Here is a 17,847-nt window from a genome sequence, read left to right as displayed (position 1 = left end):
TCTCCTCAGCCGAGCACCGTCTGGGCGACGATGTTGCGTTGCACTTCGTTGGAACCGCCGTAGATGGTGGTCTTGCGCATGTTGAAGTAGTTGGATGCGAGCGGCGCCAGGCCGACGTGTCCGCCGGGGTAGTCGCCCTGCCAGCCGGCATGCATCGCCTCGCGGATCAGTGGCAGCGAGTAGGCGCCGCCGGCGAGCATCATCAGTTCGGTGTAGCGCTGCTGGATCTCGCTGCCCTTGATCTTGAGCAGGCCGGCGATGTCCAGCGAGTTCTTGCCCGAGCTGGCGGCCGACAGCACGCGCAGCACCAGCATCTCGAGGGCGACCACGTCGACTTCGAGCTTGGCGATCTCGTCGCGGAAGCGCGTGTCGTCCCACAGGCCTTCGGTCTTGGCAATGCGCTTGAGGCGCTCGAGCTCGCGCTTGGCGCGGTTCACGTCGGCGATGTTGGTGCGTTCGTGCGAGAGCAGGTGCTTGGCGTAGGTCCAGCCCTTGTTCTCTTCGCCGATCAGGTTCTCGGCGGGCACCTCGACGTTGTCGAACCAGACCTCGTTGACCTCGACGCTGCCGTCGAGCAGCTTGATCGGGCGCACGGTGACGCCGGGTGACTTCATGTCGAGCAGCAGGAAGCTGATGCCGGTCTGCGGCTTGCCTTCGCTGCTGGTGCGCACGAGGTTGAACATCCAGTCGCCGTACTGGCCGAGCGTCGTCCAGGTCTTCTGGCCGTTGACGATGTACTTGTCGCCTTTGCGCTCGGCCTTGGTCTTCAGGGACGCCAGGTCGGAGCCCGAGCCCGGCTCGCTGTAACCCTGGCTCCACCAGACTTCGCCGCTGGCGATTCCCGGCAGGAAGCGCTTGTGCTGCTCGGGCGAACCGAAGGCCTGGATCACCGGCGCAACCATCACCGGGCCGAAGGGCACGATGCGCGGGGCGCCGGCCAGCGCGGTTTCTTCCTCGAACAGGTGGCGCTGCACGGCGGTCCAGCCGGGGCCGCCGAATTCCTTGGGCCAGCCGTAGCCCAGCCAGCCCTTCTTGCCGAGGATCTTGGCCCAGTTCTGCAGATCGTCGCGCGTCAGTTCGAGCGCGTTGTGCACCTTGTGGGAAATCTCGGTGGGGAGGTTCTCCTTGACCCAGGCGCGAATCTCTTCGCGGAACTTCTGTTCCTCGGGTGTGAAGCTCAAATCCATGCGTGCCTCGCTGTGTTGGTCCGTCGCCGCGAGGGAAGCGGCGTGTCTCCGGAGACCGACTTTTTAGCACGGTCGTGCGCTGGGGAGGTGTCTGCGCTGCGACATCGCAGCGCACGGATAATCCCGCCTCCCATGAAGAACATCGTCATCCTGATCTCCGGCGAAGGCTCCAACATGGCGGCCATCGTGCGCGCCGCGGAGGAGGGGCGTTGGACCGAGCGTTTCGGCGCGCGCGTCGCCGCCGTATTGAGCAACCGTCCCGAGGCCGCCGGCCTGGTCTTCGCGCGCGAGCACGGCATCGCCACCGCGGCCATGTCGCACAAGGACTTCGCGACCCGCGAGGCCTTCGATGCCGCGCTGGCTGCGGCCATCGAGCCGCATGCGCCGGCGCTGGTCGTGCTGGCCGGCTTCATGCGCATCCTGACGCCGGGCTTCGTGGAACGCTATGCGGGGCGTCTGATCAATATTCACCCCTCGCTGTTGCCGGCCTTTCCGGGGCTCAACACACACCAGCGGGCGATCGAGGCGGGCTGCCGCGTGGCTGGGGCGACGGTGCACCAGGTCACGGTCGAACTCGACCACGGGCCGATCCTCGACCAGGCGGTGGTGCCAGTGCTGGCCGACGACACGCCGGCCACGCTGGCCGAGCGCGTGCTGACGCAGGAGCACCGGCTCTATCCGCGCGCCATCGAGGGCTGGCTGCGACGCGGCTGAGCGAGGCGGGCCGGTTCAGACCTTGCAAAAGCGCGGCTGCACCACGCCGTCGATGGCGACCGTCTCCAGGAACATCGCCGCCGGGCGCACCCACAGGCCGCGCTGGCCGTAGAGCGCGCGGTAGAGCGTCATCGGCTCCAGCGTCTCGCTGTGCCGCACCGTGCCGACGACTTCGTACTCGCCGCCCTTGTAGTGGCGGTAGAGACCGGGTGGCGTTTCGATGAGGGGCGGCAGGTCGTCGTCGGTCATGGGAGGGGGGGATGCGCGTGGATCGCAGGGGCGGGATCGGCATTCTCGGGCAGCGCGCACCGCGGCTGAGACAATCGGGGCATGCACCCCAAAGTTTTGTTGGAGGCCTGCGCCGATCTGGTCGGCCTTGTCCTGAAGTTCGATCACCCGGCCGATCAGGTCGTTTCCCGTTTCTTTCGCGATCACCGCGAACTCGGCCCGCGCGAGCGGGCGACCCTGGCCGAGACGGTCTACACCGTGCTTCGCAAGAAGCTGCTGTTCGATCACCTGTCGCCCTCGGGCACGGGTTCGAAGGAGCGACGCATGGCGATCCTGGGCTTTTACGGCCCGCGCGATTTCCTCAAGAGTGCCCTCAACGACGTGGAAAAGCGCTGGCTCGACAACTGCGACGCCGTGCAACCGGACGAGCTGCTGGAGCGCCATCGCCACAACCTGCCCGAGTGGCTCGTGGCGCCGTTGAAAACGCAACTGGGCGATGAATTCTGGGCGCTGGCCGAGAGCCTGCAGCAGCCGGCGCCGCTGGACCTACGGGTGAACACGCTGCACGACAAGCGTGCCGACGTTCAGAAGGAACTCGCAAAGGTGTCGATCAAGGCGGTGCCGACGCCGTTTTCGCCCTGGGGGCTGCGCATCGACGGCAAGCCGGCGCTGACCAAGCTCGACGCTTTCACGCGCGGCGCTATCGAGGTGCAGGACGAAGGCTCCCAACTGCTGGCGCTGCTGCTGGACGCCAAGCGCGGCGAGATGGTGGTCGACTTCTGCGCCGGCGCGGGCGGCAAGACGCTCGCCATCGGCGCCACCATGCGCAACACCGGGCGGCTCTATGCCTTCGACACCTCGGCGCACCGGCTGGATGCGCTCAAGCCGCGTCTGGCGCGCAGCAAGCTGTCGAACGTTCACCCGGCGGCGATCGCGCACGAGCGCGACGATCGCATCAAGCGCCTGGCCGGCAAGATCGACCGCGTGCTGGTCGATGCCCCGTGCTCGGGCCTGGGCACGCTGCGGCGCAACCCCGACCTGAAATGGCGCCAATCGCCGAAGTCGGTGGAGGAACTGACCGTCAAGCAGACGGCAATCCTGCAGAGCGCGGCGCGGCTCGTGAAGAGCGGCGGCCGGCTCGTCTACGCCACCTGCAGCGTGCTGCCGGAGGAAAACGAAGCCATCGCCGAGGCTTTTTCGGCGGCGAACCCCGATTTCGAGCTGCAGGATGCAGGCCCCTTGCTGACGGGCCTGAAGGTCGAGGGCGCCGAGCGGCTGTGCGCCGGCGGGGAAGGGGCCCGCTATCTGCGTCTCTGGCCCCATCGGCACGCCACGGACGGCTTCTTTGCGGCGGTGTGGAACCGAAAGTAGGCGCGGCACTCCAAACTTAGGGAAAACGCCCGTCGTATCAAGGATTTAGCCCTCTTCCGGGAGGGCTGGCCTTAAAATTGCGGGTTACCTGAAGGCCGCACCTTTGTGCGCCATGGAGTAAAGAAATCAATGTTGCTTCCTGACTCTGCCGTCCTGAGCGCGGCCATCGACTGGCTCGGACACGGCTTGTGGGACATCGCATGGTGGAAGATCGTGCTGTACACGCTCGTCACCACGCACATCACGATCGCAGCGGTCACGATCTTCCTGCATCGCACGCAGACCCATCGGGCCATGGACCTGGGCGCGATTCCCTCGCATTTCTTCCGTTTCTGGCTGTGGCTGGGCACGGGCATGGTGACCAAGGAATGGGTCGCCATCCACCGCAAGCACCACGCCAAGTGCGAAACCGAAGAAGACCCGCACAGCCCGCAGGTCAAGGGCATCGACGAAGTCATGTGGCGCGGCGCCGAGCTGTACCGCAAGGAATCGAAGAACAAGGACACGATCGAGCGCTTCGGCCACGGCACGCCCAATGACTGGATCGAGCGCAACCTGTATTCGCGCTTCAGCTGGCAGGGCGTCGGCCTGATGCTGGTGATCAACCTGGCGCTGTTCGGCGCCGCCGGCGCGGCCGTGTGGGCGGTGCAAATGCTCTGGATCCCGTTCTGGGCGGCCGGCGTGGTCAACGGCATCGGTCACTTCTGGGGCTACCGCAACTTCGAGGCGACCGACGCCAGCACCAACCTGATCCCCTGGGGCATCATCATTGGTGGCGAAGAGCTGCACAACAACCACCACACCTACCCGACGTCGGCCAAGTTCTCGGTCAAGAAGTACGAATTCGACATCGGCTGGGTCTACATCAGCCTGATGCAGAAGATCGGCTGGGCCAAGGTCAAGAAGCTGCCGCCGAAGCTGCTGATGGGCGATGTGAAACCCGTGGCCGACGAGAAGACGCTCGAGGCACTGATCGCCAACCGCTACGAGGTGATGGCCGGCTACGCCCGCGAAATGCGTCGGACCACCCGCCATGAGTTGGACGCGCTCAAGGCCAAGGGCGCCGACCTGTCGGTGCTGAAGGCGGCCAAGCGCTGGCTGCACCGCGACGACGACAAGGTGCCTGCCGCCGCCCGCACCCACCTCGTGCAAGCGCGCGAGGCGCATCCGGTGCTCGACAAGATGGTGACGATGCGTGAAGAGCTGCGTCAGTTGTGGCTCAACACCTCGCACTCCCGCGAGCAGCTGGCGTCGGACCTGGCGGCCTGGTGCCGCCGCGCCGAGGAAAGCGGCATCGCCGGCCTGCGTGAATTCTCGACACGCCTCCGCGCAGCGCGCGCCTGACGCTTCCGGTCGGCTTCCGGTCGAATCAAAAAACCGACCCTTGGGTCGGTTTTTTTATGGCTGTCGTGCGGGCCGCTGGGCGCCAGCCGTCAATCGGCGTGGCATAAAAAAAGCCTGCTGAACCAGCAGGCTTTTTCGGGGCATCGCGCTGAATTACTTCAGCTTGATTTCCTTGTATTCGACGTGCTTGCGCGCCTTCGGGTCGAACTTCATGATCGACATCTTTTCAGGCATCGTCTTCTTGTTCTTGCTGGTCGTGTAGAAATGGCCGGTACCCGCGGTGGATTCCAGCTTGATCTTTTCGCGTCCGCCTTTGCTCGTTGCCATGATGGTGTTCCTTAAGCTTGGCCGCGTGCGCGCAGGTCTGCGAGCACGGCATCGATGCCGTTCTTGTCGATCAGGCGCAGTGCAGCGCTCGAAACACGCAGGCGAACCCAGCGGTTTTCGGTCTCGACCCAGAAACGACGGTATTGCAGGTTCGGCAGGAACCGGCGCTTGGTTTTGTTGTTGGCGTGGGAAACATTGTTCCCGACCATCGGGCCCTTGCCCGTGACGTCACATACGCGTGCCATGTGGACACTTCTTTCATAAACAGCTGGCATCCGTTGAACCCATGGGCTTTCACCCGAGGGCTTGCGCGACAGGGCGTCGCGGGATGTTCTGCAGCTTGACCTCGCCAGAAACGGGTGGCGGTACCCCGGCTGCCGGTCGGCCTCAAAGGCTGCGATTTCGGCAAAGCCTCGGATTATAGCCTCAATACCCCTCGCGCCACTGCCTGGCGGAGGAGGCGTGGTGGCCGGCCGACGGACGGCGTTATTCCTGCTCGAGGAAGCGTTGGGCGTCGAGGGCGGCCATGCAGCCGGTACCGGCGCTGGTGATGGCTTGGCGGTAGATGTTGTCCTGCACGTCGCCCGCCGCGAAAACGCCAGGGACGCTGGTCATCGTCGCGAAGCCCTGGAGCCCCGATTTCGTCACGATGTAGCCGCCCTTCATCTCCAATTGACCCTGGAAGATGTCGGTGTTCGGATGGTGTCCGATCGCGATGAAGCAGCCCTTGAGGTCGATCTGCTCGGTGGCATCGCCTTCCGTGCTCTTCAGCCGGATGCCGGTCACGCCCGAGTCGTCACCCAGCACTTCGTCCAGCACCTTGTGCGTCTTCAGCACGATCTTGCCTTCGGCCACCTTCTCGTTGAGCTTGTCCACGAGGATCGGCTCGGCCTTGAACTTGTCGCGCCGATGCACCAGCGTGACCTTGCTGGCGATGTTGGACAGGTACAGCGCTTCTTCGACGGCCGTGTTGCCGCCGCCGATCACGCAGACTTCCTGCTCGCGGTAGAAGAAGCCGTCGCAGGTGGCGCAGCCGGAGACCCCGCGGCCCATGAAATGCTGTTCGGAATCGAGCCCGAGGTACTTGGCCGAGGCGCCGGTGGCGATGATGAGCGCGTCGCAGGTGTAGGTGCCGCTGTCGCCCTTGAGCGTGAAGGGGCGTTGGCTGAAGTCGACCTCGCTGATGTGGTCGAACACGATCTGTGTCTTGAAGCGCTCGGCGTGCTCCAGAAAACGCTGCATCAGTTCCGGGCCCTGGACGCCATGCACATCGGCGGGCCAGTTGTCGACTTCGGTGGTCGTCATGAGCTGTCCCCCTTGCGCCATGCCGGTGATCAGCAGAGGCTGCAAATTCGCGCGCGCGGCATAGACTGCAGCCGTGTAACCGGCAGGGCCGGAGCCAAGAATCAGGACCTTGGCGTGTTGTATTGAGGACATAGATGGAAAACCTGTCGTTTTTCGTGTATCAGGGTGTACATTTTCAGGGGTGATTACCTCTGAGTATCACCGTTCGGGTCCGCTCCGGGAGGGGACGTTTTCAATACGTGCGATTGTATGAATCCATGAAGGATCGACTCGCGCGTTATCGGGGATTGATGAATGTCGATGCTGTCCAACCTTGAATTGCTGCGCCGAGTGCCCTTGTTCGCCGCACTGACACCCACCCAGTCTGCGAGCATTGCCGACGCAATTGTCAAAAAGCGTTTCAAGCGCGCGGAAGTCATCGTGGAGCAGGGCAAGAAGACCGATGCCCTCTACATCATCCTGACGGGCCGCGCGCGGGTGATGAGCACCGACAGCCGGGGTCGCGAGGTGATCCTTGCCACGCTCCAGCCCGGTGACTACATCGGCGAGATGAGTCTGATCGACGACGAGCCGCACTCGGCCACCGTCCGTACCGAAATCCAGACCGACGTCCTCATGCTCGACCGCGACGCGTTCTCGCGCTGCCTGCCCGAGAACTCGTCGATGTCGTACAACATCATGCGCGGCCTGGTGCAGCGCCTGCGCCACGCCGACCGCAAGATCGAATCGCTGGCGCTGATGGACGTCTACGGCCGCGTCGCACGCTCCCTCATCGAGTTCGCGGTCGACGACGGCCAGGGCAACCTGAAAATCCGCGACAAGATCTCCCGCCAGGATTTGGCCAAGATGGTCGGTGCGTCGCGCGAGATGGTCAGTCGCGTGATGAAGGACCTGGAAGAGCGCGGTTTCGTTCAGACACAACCCGATGGATCGATGCTGGTCAAGGATCGGCTCTCCTCGCTGGCCTGACGCCGCGGTGGGCATCCGGCCCCGCCGACCTTTGCGCAAACGCCACGCCCGGCGCCTGTCTGCGCCGTTTTCCGTTGTAGTCTCCATGCGCCCGCGGTCTTTTTCGGCCGTCGGGGCATTGCGCAGCCCATGACTTATTCCTTGAACACTCTCCAGTCCTCGACCGCGGGCGATCCGCCGGTGCGCGTGCGCGCCCTGCGCTTCGCGCACGAAATCACCCTCATCGCCGGCTTCGTCGCCCTGATGTTCTGGCTGATTGCGATGCTCAGCTACACACCCTCGGATGCAGCTTGGTCGACCTCGGGCACGGGCGGCGAGGTGAAGAACTGGGGCGGTCGCATCGGGGCGTGGATCGCCGATGGCAGTTACTTTCTCGGCGGTTACTCGATCTGGTGGGCGCTGGGCGCCGGCCTGCGCGTGTGGCTGTCGTCGCTTGCCGGGTGGCTGCGCGGGGGCGAGGCCGGCGGCGCGCCCGCGGCGGCGCCCCTGGGCCGCTTCAACCGAAGCCGTCTCGCCTTCTGGTTCGGCCTGGTGCTGTTGCTCTGTGCCAGTGCGATGCTCGAATGGTCCCGCCTCTATCGCCTCGAATTCCGCCTGCCTGGCCACGGTGGCGGCATCCTCGGCTATGTCGTCGGCCCGCTGAGCGTCAAGTGGATGGGCTTCACCGGCTCGGCGCTGATTGCGATCGCGGGGGGCGTCATCGGTTCGGCGCTGGTGTTCCGCTTCTCCTGGAGCCACATCGCCGAGCGCATCGGCGCCCGCGTGTACTCGCTGTTCGAATCGCGCCGTGAAAAGCGAGAGATCGCGGAGGACATCGCGCTCGGCCGACAGGCCGCGCGTGAGCGCGAAGAGGTCGTTTTCCCGGAGGCGCGCGACAGCGAGCCGATGCTGGTCGACGACACGCTGCCGCCCGAACCGCGGCCCAAGCGCCGGGCGCCGGCGCCGCCGGTGCAGATCGAGCCGGCGCTGGCCGAGGTGCCCAAGAGCGACCGCGTCGCCAAGGAGCGCCAGAAGCCGCTGTTCCGCGAGCTGCCCGACAGCAAGCTGCCGCAGGTCGACCTGCTCGATGCGGCGCAGCTGCGCCAGGAAACCGTCTCGAGCGATACGCTGGAGATGACCTCGCGCATGATCGAGAAGAAGCTGAAGGACTTCGGCGTGCAGGTGCGCGTGGTGCTGGCATCGCCCGGCCCGGTGATCACCCGCTACGAGATCGAGCCCGCCACCGGCGTGAAGGGCTCGCAGATCGTCGGCCTGGCCAAGGACTTGGCTCGCTCGCTGTCGCTGGTGTCGATCCGCGTGGTGGAGACGATCCCCGGCAAGAACTTCATGGCGCTCGAACTGCCCAATGCCAAGCGGCAGTCGATCAAGCTCAGCGAAATCCTGGGCTCGCAGGTCTACAACGAAGGCAAGTCCTTCCTCACGATGGGCCTGGGCAAGGACATCATCGGCAACCCGGTGGTGGCCGACCTCGCCAAGATGCCGCACGTGCTGGTGGCCGGTACCACGGGCTCGGGCAAGTCGGTCGGCATCAACGCGATGATCCTGAGCCTGCTCTACAAGGCCGAGGCGCGCGACGTGCGCCTGCTCATGATCGACCCGAAGATGCTGGAAATGTCGGTGTACGAGGGCATCCCGCACCTGCTGGCGCCGGTGGTCACCGACATGCGCCAGGCGGCGCACGGCCTGAACTGGTGCGTGGCCGAGATGGAGCGCCGCTACAAGCTCATGAGCAAGCTGGGCGTGCGCAACCTGGCCGGCTACAACACCAAGATCGACGAGGCCAAGGCGCGCGAGGAGTTCATCTACAACCCCTTCAGCCTGACGCCGGACGACCCCGAGCCGCTGCGCCGCGAGCCGCACATCGTGGTGGTCATCGACGAGCTGGCCGACCTCATGATGGTCGTCGGCAAGAAAATCGAAGAGCTCATCGCCCGCCTGGCGCAGAAGGCACGCGCGGCCGGCATCCACCTGATCCTGGCCACGCAGCGGCCGAGCGTCGACGTGATCACCGGCCTGATCAAGGCCAACATCCCGACCCGCATCGCCTTCCAGGTGTCCAGCAAGATCGACTCGCGGACCATCCTCGACCAGATGGGCGCCGAGGCCCTGCTGGGCATGGGTGACATGCTTTACATGCCGAGTGGTACGGGCTTGCCGATTCGCGTGCATGGTGCGTTCGTGAGCGACGAGGAAGTGCACCGCGTGGTGGCCTACCTCAAGAGCCAGGGCGAGCCGGACTACATCGAGGGGGTGCTGGAAGGCGGAACCGTCGACGGCGACGGCGATCTACTGGGAGACGGTGGCGGCGACGCCGAGAAGGACCCGATGTACGACCAGGCGGTCGAAGTCGTGCTCAAGAACCGCAAGGCCAGCATCTCGCTGGTGCAGCGCCACCTGAAGATCGGCTACAACCGCGCGGCGCGGCTGGTCGAGGACATGGAAAAAGCGGGGCTGGTCAGCGCCATGAGCGGCGCGGGCCAGCGCGAGATCCTGGTGCCTGCGCGCACCGAATGAACGGAACAGGATGCAATCGTTGAAGAAATCGTTGGTCGGTCTTTGCATGGCAGGCGCCGCGATGAGCGTCTGGGCGACGGGCATGGAAAGCCTCGAGGCCTTCGTGAAGAACGTGAAGTCCGGCCGCGCCGAGTTCACGCAGACGGTGACGGCCCCGGCCAAGGAAGGCCAGCCCGCGCGCGCCAAGGTGTCGACCGGCACCTTCGAATTCCAGCGCCCGGGCCAGTTCAAGTTCGACTACAAGAAGCCCTTCGCGCAGACCATCGTGGCCGACGGCAAGACCTTGTGGCTCTACGACGCCGACCTGAACCAGGTCACGCAGCGCGCGCAGGCGCAGGCCCTGGGCTCGACACCCGCGGCCCTGATCGCCGCCGCGCCCGACCTGCGCGCGCTGCAGGCCGACTTCACGCTGGAGTCGGCACCGGAACGCGATGGCCTGCAGTGGGTCAAGGCCACACCGAAGGCCAAGGACGGACAGCTGCAGGGCATCCAGGTCGGTTTCCAGGGCGAAGCGCTCGCGGCGCTGGAGATCCAGGACAGCTTCGGCCAGCGTTCGGTGCTCAAGTTCAGCAAGGTCGAGGTCAACCCCGCGCTGGGCGCCGGTGCCTTCGCCTTCAAGGCGCCCGCCGGCGCAGACGTGCTCAAGCAATAGCCGTCACATACCGGCCACCAGCCGCGTGCCAGGCCTGAACGGGCCGCGGCGAGAATGGCCCTCGCTCATGGCCATTTCCACCCTGCCTCCCCTCGCCGAACGCCTTCGTCCGAAAACCCTGGGCGAGGTGATCGGCCAGCAGCACCTCCTCGGCCCCGGCATGCCCCTGCGCATCGCCTTCGAATCCGGCCAGCCGCACTCCTGCATCCTCTGGGGCCCGCCCGGCACCGGCAAGACCACCATCGCCCGGCTGATGGCCGATGCCTTCGACGCACAGTTCCTGAGCATCAGCGCCGTCCTCGGCGGCGTGAAGGACATCCGTGACGCCGTCGAGCGCGCCACCGTGGCGCGCGATGGCCTGGAGCAGCGACGCACCATCGTCTTCGTCGACGAGGTGCATCGTTTCAACAAGAGCCAGCAGGACGCCTTCCTGCCGCATGTCGAATCGGGCCTGTTCACCTTCATCGGCGCGACCACCGAGAACCCGTCCTTCGAGGTCAACTCGGCACTGTTGTCGCGCGCGGCGGTCTATGTGCTGCAGCCGCTCACCGAAGCCGACCTCCAGCAGATCGTCGCCAAGGCGCAGGCGATCGACGCGGTGCCCACGATCGACGATGCGGCGGTCGACCGGCTGGTGGCCTACGCCGATGGCGACGCGCGCCGGCTGCTCAACACGCTCGAGACGCTGGCCGTGGCCGCGCGCGCCGAGAAGCTGGACCACATCGCCGACGACTGGCTGCTGCGCGTGCTGGGCGAGCGCATGCGCCGCTACGACAAGGGCGGCGAGCAGTTCTACGACACCATCAGCGCGCTGCACAAATCGGTGCGCGGCAGCGACCCCGACGCCGCGCTCTACTGGTTCGTGCGCATGCTCGATGGTGGCGCCGACCCGCGCTACATGGCGCGCCGGCTGGTGCGCATGGCCAGCGAGGACATTGGCCTGGCCGACCCGCGCGCGCTGCGGCTGGCCCTGGACGCCGCCGAGGTCTACGAGCGCCTGGGCACGCCCGAAGGCGAACTGGCGCTGGCCGAATGCGTGGTCTACCTGGCCATCGCGCCCAAGTCCAACGCGGTCTACAAGGCCTACAACGAGGTCAAGGCCTTCATCAAGAAGGACGGCACACGCCCCGTCCCCATGCACCTGCGCAATGCCCCGACGAAGCTCATGAAGGAGCTCGACTACGGCAAGGGTTACCGCTATGCGCACGACGAAGAGGGCGGGTTCGCGGCCGGCGAAAGCTATCTGCCCGACGGGATGGCCGCCCCGGGCTTCTACCAGCCGGTCGAGCGCGGCCTGGAAATTCGCATTGCCGAGAAGATGCGCGAACTGCAGCGCCGCAACGGCGACGCCAAGTAAGGCAAGGGGCACTGCCCGAGCCGGCATCGAAGCGGCCCGGCGTCAAGGGGTAAATCCCCCGGCTGGACTGCACCATGACGGCGCATGCTCCTGACTACAATCCCGCCCACAAATCCGCCATGCGCCACATGCTGGCGGGTTTTTTGCTAGATGGGCTCTGCAGCGTCAACCCGGCGTCGCAGGGGAGCGAAAGCACCTCGCAAAGGTGCCATCACATTAGGGACTCTTTATGGAAATCTTGCTGCAGCAGATCATCAACGGTCTGGTTCTCGGCAGCATGTACGCCTTGATAGCCTTGGGCTACACCATGGTGTACGGCATCATCAACCTCATCAATTTCGCGCACGGCGAAGTCCTGATGGTCGGCGCGCTGACCAGCTGGACGGTCATCGGCCTGATGCGCGACGCCATGCCCGGTGCGCCTGGTTGGCTGATCCTGCTGCTGGCCCTGATCATCGCGTGCGTGGTGGCGGCCACGCTCAACTTCGTGATCGAGAAGGTGGCCTACCGGCCGCTGCGCAACAGCCCCAAGCTGGCGCCGCTCATCACCGCCATCGGCATGTCGATCCTGCTGCAGACGCTGGCGATGATCATCTGGCGACCGACCAACAAGGCGTACCCCACGCTGCTGCCGAGCGAATCGATCGTGGTCGGCGGCGCCTCAATCTCGCCCACGCAGATCATGATCCTGGTGGTCACGGCGATCTCGCTGGCCATCCTGACCTGGCTGGTCAACTACACCAAGCTCGGCCGCGCGATGCGCGCCACTGCCGAGAACCCGCGGGTCGCCTCGCTCATGGGCATCCGGCCCGACATGGTGATTTCCGCCACCTTCATCATCGGTGCGGTGCTGGCGGCCATCGCCGGCGTGATGTACGCGTCGAACTACGGCATCGCACAGCACGCCATGGGTTTCGGCCCGGGCCTCAAGGCCTTCACGGCGGCCGTGTTCGGGGGCATCGGCAACCTGGCCGGTGCGGTGGTCGGCGGCATCCTGCTCGGCCTCATCGAAGCCATCGGCGCGGGCTACCTGGGCGCGGTCACCGGCGGTGTCCTGGGCAGCCAGCACAGCGACATCTTCGCTTTCGTCATCCTGATCCTGACGCTGACCGTGCGGCCTTCCGGCCTGCTGGGCGAGCGTGTGGCAGACCGAGCCTGAAGGAAGAGACGCCATGAAAAGCAAGAACCTCATCGTCTTCCTGATCGCCGCCGTCGCGCTGCTGGCGCTGCCGCTGCTGCTGCAGACCCAGGGCAATGCCTGGGTGCGCATCGTCGACATCGCGCTGCTCTACGTGCTGCTGGCCCTGGGCCTGAACATCGTGGTTGGCTACGCCGGCCTGCTCGACCTGGGCTACGTGGCCTTCTTCGCCATCGGTGCGTATCTCTATGCGTTGCTGGGCTCGCCCCATCTCACCGACACCTTCCCGGCCATCAAGGCCATGTTCCCGAACGGACTGCATGCACCGCTCTTGATCGTGATTCCACTGGCGCTGGTGCTGGCGGGCATGTTCGGCGTGCTGCTGGGCGCGCCCACGCTGCGCCTGCGTGGCGACTACCTGGCGATCGTGACGCTGGGCTTCGGCGAGATCATCCGCGTGTTCCTGAACACGCTCGACCATCCGTACAACGTGACCAACGGTCCCAAGGGCCTGGACGCCATCGATCCGGTGCACTTCTGGGGCCTCAACCTCGGCAGGCCGTTCAAGTTCGGCGACTACACGATCTCGTCGGTGTCGCTCTACTACTACCTGTTCCTGGCGCTGGTGATCGTCACCGTGATCATTTCGCACCGGCTGCAGCTGTCGCGCGTCGGCCGGGCCTGGATGGCCATCCGCGAAGACGAGATCGCCGCCAAGGCGATGGGCATCAACACCCGCAACATGAAGCTGCTGGCCTTCGGCATGGGCGCCAGTTTCGGCGGCGTGTCGGGCGCGATGTTCGCTGCCTTCCAGAGCTTCGTGTCGCCCGAATCCTTCAGCCTGATGGAGTCGGTGATGATCGTCGCGATGGTGGTGCTGGGCGGCATCGGCCACCTGCCGGGCGTGATCCTGGGCGCGGTGCTGCTGGCGGCGCTGCCCGAGGTGCTGCGCTACATCGCCGGCCCGCTGCAGTCGATGACCGACGGCCGGCTCGACGCGTCGATCCTGCGGCAACTGTTCATCGCCTTGGCCATGATCGTGATCATGCTGGTGCGTCCGCGCGGCCTGTGGCCGTCGCCGGAGCATGGCAAGTCGCTCAAGCGCAGGAGTGGCGACGCCACCCCCATCGAAGCCACGGGCGTCGACAGCCCGGCCGACGAAGTGCCGCATGCACCCGCGCGCCCCATGTCGATCAACCCTTGAGACGGATGGAACCCCAGACCATGACTGACACCATCCTCGAAGTCCGCGGCATCTCCAAGCGTTTCGGCGGGCTGCAAGCCCTGTCGGACGTCGGCATCAAGATCCAGCGCGGCCAGGTCTACGGCCTGATCGGCCCCAACGGTGCCGGCAAGACCACCTTCTTCAACGTGATCACCGGGCTCTACACGCCCGACAGCGGCAGCTTCGAGCTGGCCGGCAAGCCCTACCAGCCGACGGCCGTGCACGAAGTGGCCAAGGCCGGCATCGCACGCACCTTCCAGAACATCCGGCTCTTCGCGGACATGACCGCGCTGGAGAACGTGATGGTCGGGCGCCATGTGCGCACCCATTCCGGCGTGATCGGCGCCATCCTGCGCACCGGCAGCTTCAAGGCCGAAGAGGCCGCGATCGCCGACCGCGCGCACGAACTGCTCGACTACGTCGGCATCGGCAAGTTCGCCGACTACAAGGCCCGCACGCTGAGCTACGGCGACCAGCGCCGCCTCGAGATCGCGCGCGCCCTGGCGACCGACCCGCAGCTCATCGCGCTCGACGAGCCGGCGGCCGGCATGAACGCGACCGAGAAGGTCATGCTGCGCGAGCTCATCAGCCAGATCCGCAAGGACAACCGCACCATCCTGCTGATCGAACACGACGTGAAGCTGGTGATGGGCCTGTGCGACCGCCTCACGGTGCTCGACTACGGCAAGCAGATCGCCGAGGGCACGCCCGCGGAAGTGCAGAAGAACGAAAAGGTGATCGAGGCCTACCTCGGCACCGGAGGACACTGAGATGAGCGAAACGATCACTGCCACGGCACCTGCCTCCACCGGCGCGACCGGCAAGACCCTGCTGAAGGTCAGCGGCCTGAAGGTCGCCTATGGCGGCATCCAGGCCGTGAAGGGCGTGGACTTCGAGGTGCGGGAAGGCGAACTGGTGTCGCTCATCGGCTCCAACGGCGCCGGCAAGACGACCACGATGAAGGCCATCACCGGCACGCTGCCCTTCGTCGACGGCGACATCCAGTTCCTCGGCCGCAGCATCAAGGGCCGCGGCGCCTGGGACCTGGTGGGCGAAGGCCTGGTGATGGTGCCCGAGGGACGCGGCGTCTTCACGCGCATGACCATCACCGAGAACCTGCAGATCGGCGCCTACATCCGCAACGACAAGGGCGGTATCGCGGCGGACATCGAGCGCATGTTCGCGATCTTCCCGCGACTGAAGGAACGCAAGGACCAGCTGGCCGGCACCATGTCGGGCGGCGAGCAGCAGATGCTCGCCATGGGCCGCGCGCTGATGGCGCAGCCCAAGGTGCTGCTGCTCGACGAACCCTCGATGGGCCTGTCGCCGATCATGGTCGACAAGATCTTCGAGGTGGTGAAGAACGTCTACGACCAGGGCGTGACCGTGCTGCTGGTCGAGCAGAACGCCAGCCGCGCGTTGCAGATCGCCGACCGCGGCTACGTCATGGAGTCGGGGCTGATCACCATGGCGGGTGACGCGAAGGTCATGCTCAACGACCCGAAGGTCCGAGCCGCCTATCTGGGCGAATAGAGAAGCCGCCCTCGCAGGCATCGTCCGCCGTGCCGTTCTGATGGACGCCCAGACCTCCGTCGATCCGGCGGTCTTTTCCCACATTCGTGTGGTGCTCAGCATGGTGGTGAGTCTGGGGATCGCACGGCTGCTGTCCGGTGTGGCGCGGTTCGTCCAGCATCCTGGGCGCAAGCGTGCCTACGGTGTTCATTTGCTGTGGGCGCTGTCCCTGCTGCTGTCGATGATGCACTTCTGGTGGTGGGAGTTCTCCCTCTCGCACCTACAGGTGTGGCGCTTCGAGACCTATGTCTTCGTCGTCGGCTATGCCGCGCTCTACTACTTTCTTTGTGCCATTCTCTTCCCCGACGACCTGGCGGAATACGCGGGCTACCGCGACTACTTCATGTCCCGTCGGCGATGGTTTTTCGGGCTGCTGGCCACGACATACGCCGTCGACGTTGCAGATACCTGGATCAAGGGTCCAGAACACCTGGCGGCGCAGGGCTACGAATACCCGATCCGGATTGTCGTCTACGTGGTGCTATGTGTGACGGCCGCTCTGACTGCCAATGCGCGCTTCCATGGCGCCTTTGCCGTGGTCAGCCTGACCTACCAAGTCTCATGGATCCTGCGCCTGTACGACGTGATAGGCGATTGATCTCGCCAGCTGTCATACCGTGCGCTCAAGATGGGGCTCCATCAACCCCGAGAACCATTCGATGAAGGCGACAAGACGCCGCGAGCGCTGGCGCCGGTGCGGATACAGGAGCGAGACCGGCATCGATGCTGCACGATGCGCCGGCATGACCTCGACCAGCTCGCCGCGGTCCAGCAGATGCTGGACATCGAAGCGGGGGATTTGAATCAGCCCGGTGCCTGCGCGGCAGCCGGCGATGTAGCTCTCGGCATTGTTCACGATGACACGGCTGGGCAGCGCTGCGTTCTGCGTCCGGCCCGAGGCGTCCAGATGCTCCCAGGGAAGCGCCCGCCCGCTGGTCGGTGATGCGTAGCCGACCGCCCAGTGCCCCTTCAGCAGGTCCTCCGGTTTTTCCGGTACGCCGTATTCACGCAAGTAGGCCGGACTCGCACAGTTGATCAGCGCGATATGCCCCAGCGGGCGGACCACCAGACTGCTGTCATGCAGGGTTCCGATGCGCACCGCGCAATCCACGCCTTCCTGCAGGAGATCGATGGCGCGGTCGGTGGAGCCGAGCACCAGTTGCAGCCGCGGGTAGCGACGCAGCAGGCCGGGGAGCGCTGGCGCAATGAGCCGTCGCGCAATGCGGCTGGGCACGTCGATCCGGAGCTGGCCGGCGACTTGACGCTGACTGGTCTGGAACAGCTGCTCGACATCGTCGGCATCGGCCAGCAGCAGGCGCACGCGCTCGAGCAACTGCACGCCATCCGTCGTCAGGTGAACCTGGCGCGTGGTGCGGTTCAGCAGGCGGGCACCGATCTTTTCCTCGAGTTGCTGAACGGCAGCAGAGACCGTGGCGCGCGGTAACTCCAGTGCATGGGCTGCCTTGATGAAGCTGCCCATCTCGGCCACCTGCACGAAGACGCGGTATTGATCGAGCTTGTCCATGCCGCATTTAACCTTGAGCGCTGTGCCCGATCGGACGGATGGATGCTCACCCGCCGAAGAGCGGCTCAACCAAGACGGCGGCACCCAATAAGGTCACGACCTTGGACAGTCGCGGGCACTGCCTTCGACCGACATGTCAGTGGCGCCCGGCCGCCCGTAGGCACTGGCCGGCCGCGAACGCGGGCACCGCGAAGACGAGCAGCAGGATCGGAAATTCTTCGCGCACGTTGTAGCCCGCGTGGGCGACGCCCACCCACATGTTGGCAGCCGCGATCAGCAGCCATGCGGGCAAGAAGACCTTGGCCGCCAGTGCCATGCCTGCCGCATTCGCACCCCAGAGCCAGCCGAACAAGACGAAAACGCCCAGGAGGACCAGGCCGCCAGCCATGACCATCAGCACATGCATGTCGAAGCTCCCG

At 65.5% G+C, this 17,847-nt stretch carries 19 protein-coding genes; 12 read left to right on the top strand and 7 right to left on the bottom strand.

Going from position 1 to position 17,847, the window contains the following annotated elements; all coding sequences use genetic code 11:
* Positions 1–5 precede the first annotated feature (5 nt).
* The gene (locus QTH86_RS25620; protein ID WP_286648985.1) at positions 6–1,187 is read right to left on the bottom strand and encodes an acyl-CoA dehydrogenase family protein; all 1,182 of its coding nucleotides are present in this window, start codon (positions 1,185–1,187) and stop codon (positions 6–8) included.
* Positions 1,188–1,319: 132 nt separating this feature from the next.
* Between QTH86_RS25620 and purN the strand changes: the two genes are divergently transcribed.
* The gene (purN, locus tag QTH86_RS25615) at positions 1,320–1,901 is read left to right on the top strand and encodes a phosphoribosylglycinamide formyltransferase (protein ID WP_286648984.1); all 582 of its coding nucleotides are present in this window, start codon (positions 1,320–1,322) and stop codon (positions 1,899–1,901) included.
* A 15-nt stretch (positions 1,902–1,916) separates the two neighbouring features.
* Here purN and QTH86_RS25610 read toward each other — a convergent pair whose 3' ends face one another.
* Positions 1,917–2,150: a DUF1653 domain-containing protein gene (locus QTH86_RS25610; protein WP_286648983.1), complete on the bottom strand. Its 234-nt coding sequence runs from the start codon at positions 2,148–2,150 to the stop codon at positions 1,917–1,919.
* An 81-nt stretch (positions 2,151–2,231) separates the two neighbouring features.
* Between QTH86_RS25610 and QTH86_RS25605 the strand changes: the two genes are divergently transcribed.
* Both QTH86_RS25605 and QTH86_RS25600 read left to right on the top strand, forming a co-directional pair.
* Complete coding sequence (locus QTH86_RS25605) at positions 2,232–3,500, top strand: RsmB/NOP family class I SAM-dependent RNA methyltransferase (protein ID WP_286648982.1); 1,269 nt, start codon at positions 2,232–2,234, stop codon at positions 3,498–3,500.
* 129 nt (positions 3,501–3,629) lie between these two features.
* The gene (locus tag QTH86_RS25600; RefSeq protein WP_286648981.1) at positions 3,630–4,844 is read left to right on the top strand and encodes a DesA family fatty acid desaturase; all 1,215 of its coding nucleotides are present in this window, start codon (positions 3,630–3,632) and stop codon (positions 4,842–4,844) included.
* Positions 4,845–4,997: 153 nt separating this feature from the next.
* Here the strand turns inward: QTH86_RS25600 and rpmG are convergent, their stop codons facing one another.
* From rpmG to trxB, 3 genes are all read right to left on the bottom strand, one after another.
* The gene (rpmG, locus tag QTH86_RS25595; RefSeq protein ID WP_007830291.1) at positions 4,998–5,171 is read right to left on the bottom strand and encodes a 50S ribosomal protein L33; all 174 of its coding nucleotides are present in this window, start codon (positions 5,169–5,171) and stop codon (positions 4,998–5,000) included.
* An 11-nt stretch (positions 5,172–5,182) separates the two neighbouring features.
* The gene (gene rpmB, locus QTH86_RS25590; protein ID WP_007830293.1) at positions 5,183–5,416 is read right to left on the bottom strand and encodes a 50S ribosomal protein L28; all 234 of its coding nucleotides are present in this window, start codon (positions 5,414–5,416) and stop codon (positions 5,183–5,185) included.
* A gap of 241 nt (positions 5,417–5,657) precedes the next feature.
* Positions 5,658–6,608 carry a thioredoxin-disulfide reductase gene (trxB, locus tag QTH86_RS25585; protein WP_286648980.1) on the bottom strand — a complete coding sequence of 317 codons (951 nt, stop codon included), beginning with the start codon at positions 6,606–6,608 and terminating at the stop codon, positions 5,658–5,660.
* Between the two features lie 162 nt (positions 6,609–6,770).
* Here trxB and QTH86_RS25580 point away from each other — a divergent pair, with 162 nt between their 5' ends.
* From QTH86_RS25580 to QTH86_RS25540, 9 genes are all read left to right on the top strand, one after another.
* On the top strand, positions 6,771–7,445 hold the full coding sequence (locus tag QTH86_RS25580) for a Crp/Fnr family transcriptional regulator (RefSeq protein WP_286648979.1): 675 nt from the start codon (positions 6,771–6,773) through the stop codon (positions 7,443–7,445).
* A gap of 129 nt (positions 7,446–7,574) precedes the next feature.
* A complete protein-coding gene (locus tag QTH86_RS25575; protein ID WP_286648978.1) occupies positions 7,575–9,959 on the top strand; it encodes a DNA translocase FtsK in 2,385 nt (794 codons plus the stop codon).
* Between the two features lie 10 nt (positions 9,960–9,969).
* A complete protein-coding gene (gene lolA, locus QTH86_RS25570) occupies positions 9,970–10,611 on the top strand; it encodes an outer membrane lipoprotein periplasmic chaperone LolA (protein ID WP_506555350.1) in 642 nt (213 codons plus the stop codon).
* 67 nt (positions 10,612–10,678) lie between these two features.
* Entirely contained in the window at positions 10,679–11,968 is a 1,290-nt protein-coding gene (locus tag QTH86_RS25565) for a replication-associated recombination protein A (protein ID WP_286648977.1), read from the top strand.
* Positions 11,969–12,197: 229 nt separating this feature from the next.
* Positions 12,198–13,127, top strand: coding sequence for a branched-chain amino acid ABC transporter permease (locus QTH86_RS25560; RefSeq protein WP_286648976.1), 930 nt, complete (start codon positions 12,198–12,200; stop codon positions 13,125–13,127).
* 13 nt (positions 13,128–13,140) lie between these two features.
* Positions 13,141–14,310, top strand: coding sequence for a branched-chain amino acid ABC transporter permease (locus QTH86_RS25555; RefSeq protein ID WP_286648975.1), 1,170 nt, complete (start codon positions 13,141–13,143; stop codon positions 14,308–14,310).
* A 20-nt stretch (positions 14,311–14,330) separates the two neighbouring features.
* A complete protein-coding gene (locus tag QTH86_RS25550) occupies positions 14,331–15,101 on the top strand; it encodes an ABC transporter ATP-binding protein (RefSeq protein WP_286648974.1) in 771 nt (256 codons plus the stop codon).
* Between the two features lies 1 nt (position 15,102).
* Positions 15,103–15,864 (top strand): ABC transporter ATP-binding protein, encoded by a 762-nt coding sequence (locus QTH86_RS25545; protein WP_286648973.1) that lies wholly within the window; start codon positions 15,103–15,105, stop codon positions 15,862–15,864.
* 40 nt (positions 15,865–15,904) lie between these two features.
* A complete protein-coding gene (locus QTH86_RS25540; protein ID WP_286648972.1) occupies positions 15,905–16,501 on the top strand; it encodes a hypothetical protein in 597 nt (198 codons plus the stop codon).
* A gap of 12 nt (positions 16,502–16,513) precedes the next feature.
* On the opposite strand, the gene QTH86_RS25535 is transcribed toward QTH86_RS25540, so the two are convergent.
* Both QTH86_RS25535 and QTH86_RS25530 read right to left on the bottom strand, forming a co-directional pair.
* On the bottom strand, positions 16,514–17,428 hold the full coding sequence (locus QTH86_RS25535) for a LysR family transcriptional regulator (protein WP_286648971.1): 915 nt from the start codon (positions 17,426–17,428) through the stop codon (positions 16,514–16,516).
* Positions 17,429–17,564: 136 nt separating this feature from the next.
* Positions 17,565–17,834: a hypothetical protein gene (locus QTH86_RS25530; RefSeq protein ID WP_286648970.1), complete on the bottom strand. Its 270-nt coding sequence runs from the start codon at positions 17,832–17,834 to the stop codon at positions 17,565–17,567.
* Positions 17,835–17,847 lie beyond the last annotated feature (13 nt).

It is taken from the genome of Variovorax sp. J2L1-78 (assembly GCF_030317205.1).
In the GTDB taxonomy this organism is placed as follows: domain Bacteria; phylum Pseudomonadota; class Gammaproteobacteria; order Burkholderiales; family Burkholderiaceae_C; genus Variovorax; species Variovorax arabinosiphilus.
Note: the sequence above shows the minus strand (reverse complement) of the source record. Positions and strands in the feature narration are given on the sequence as shown.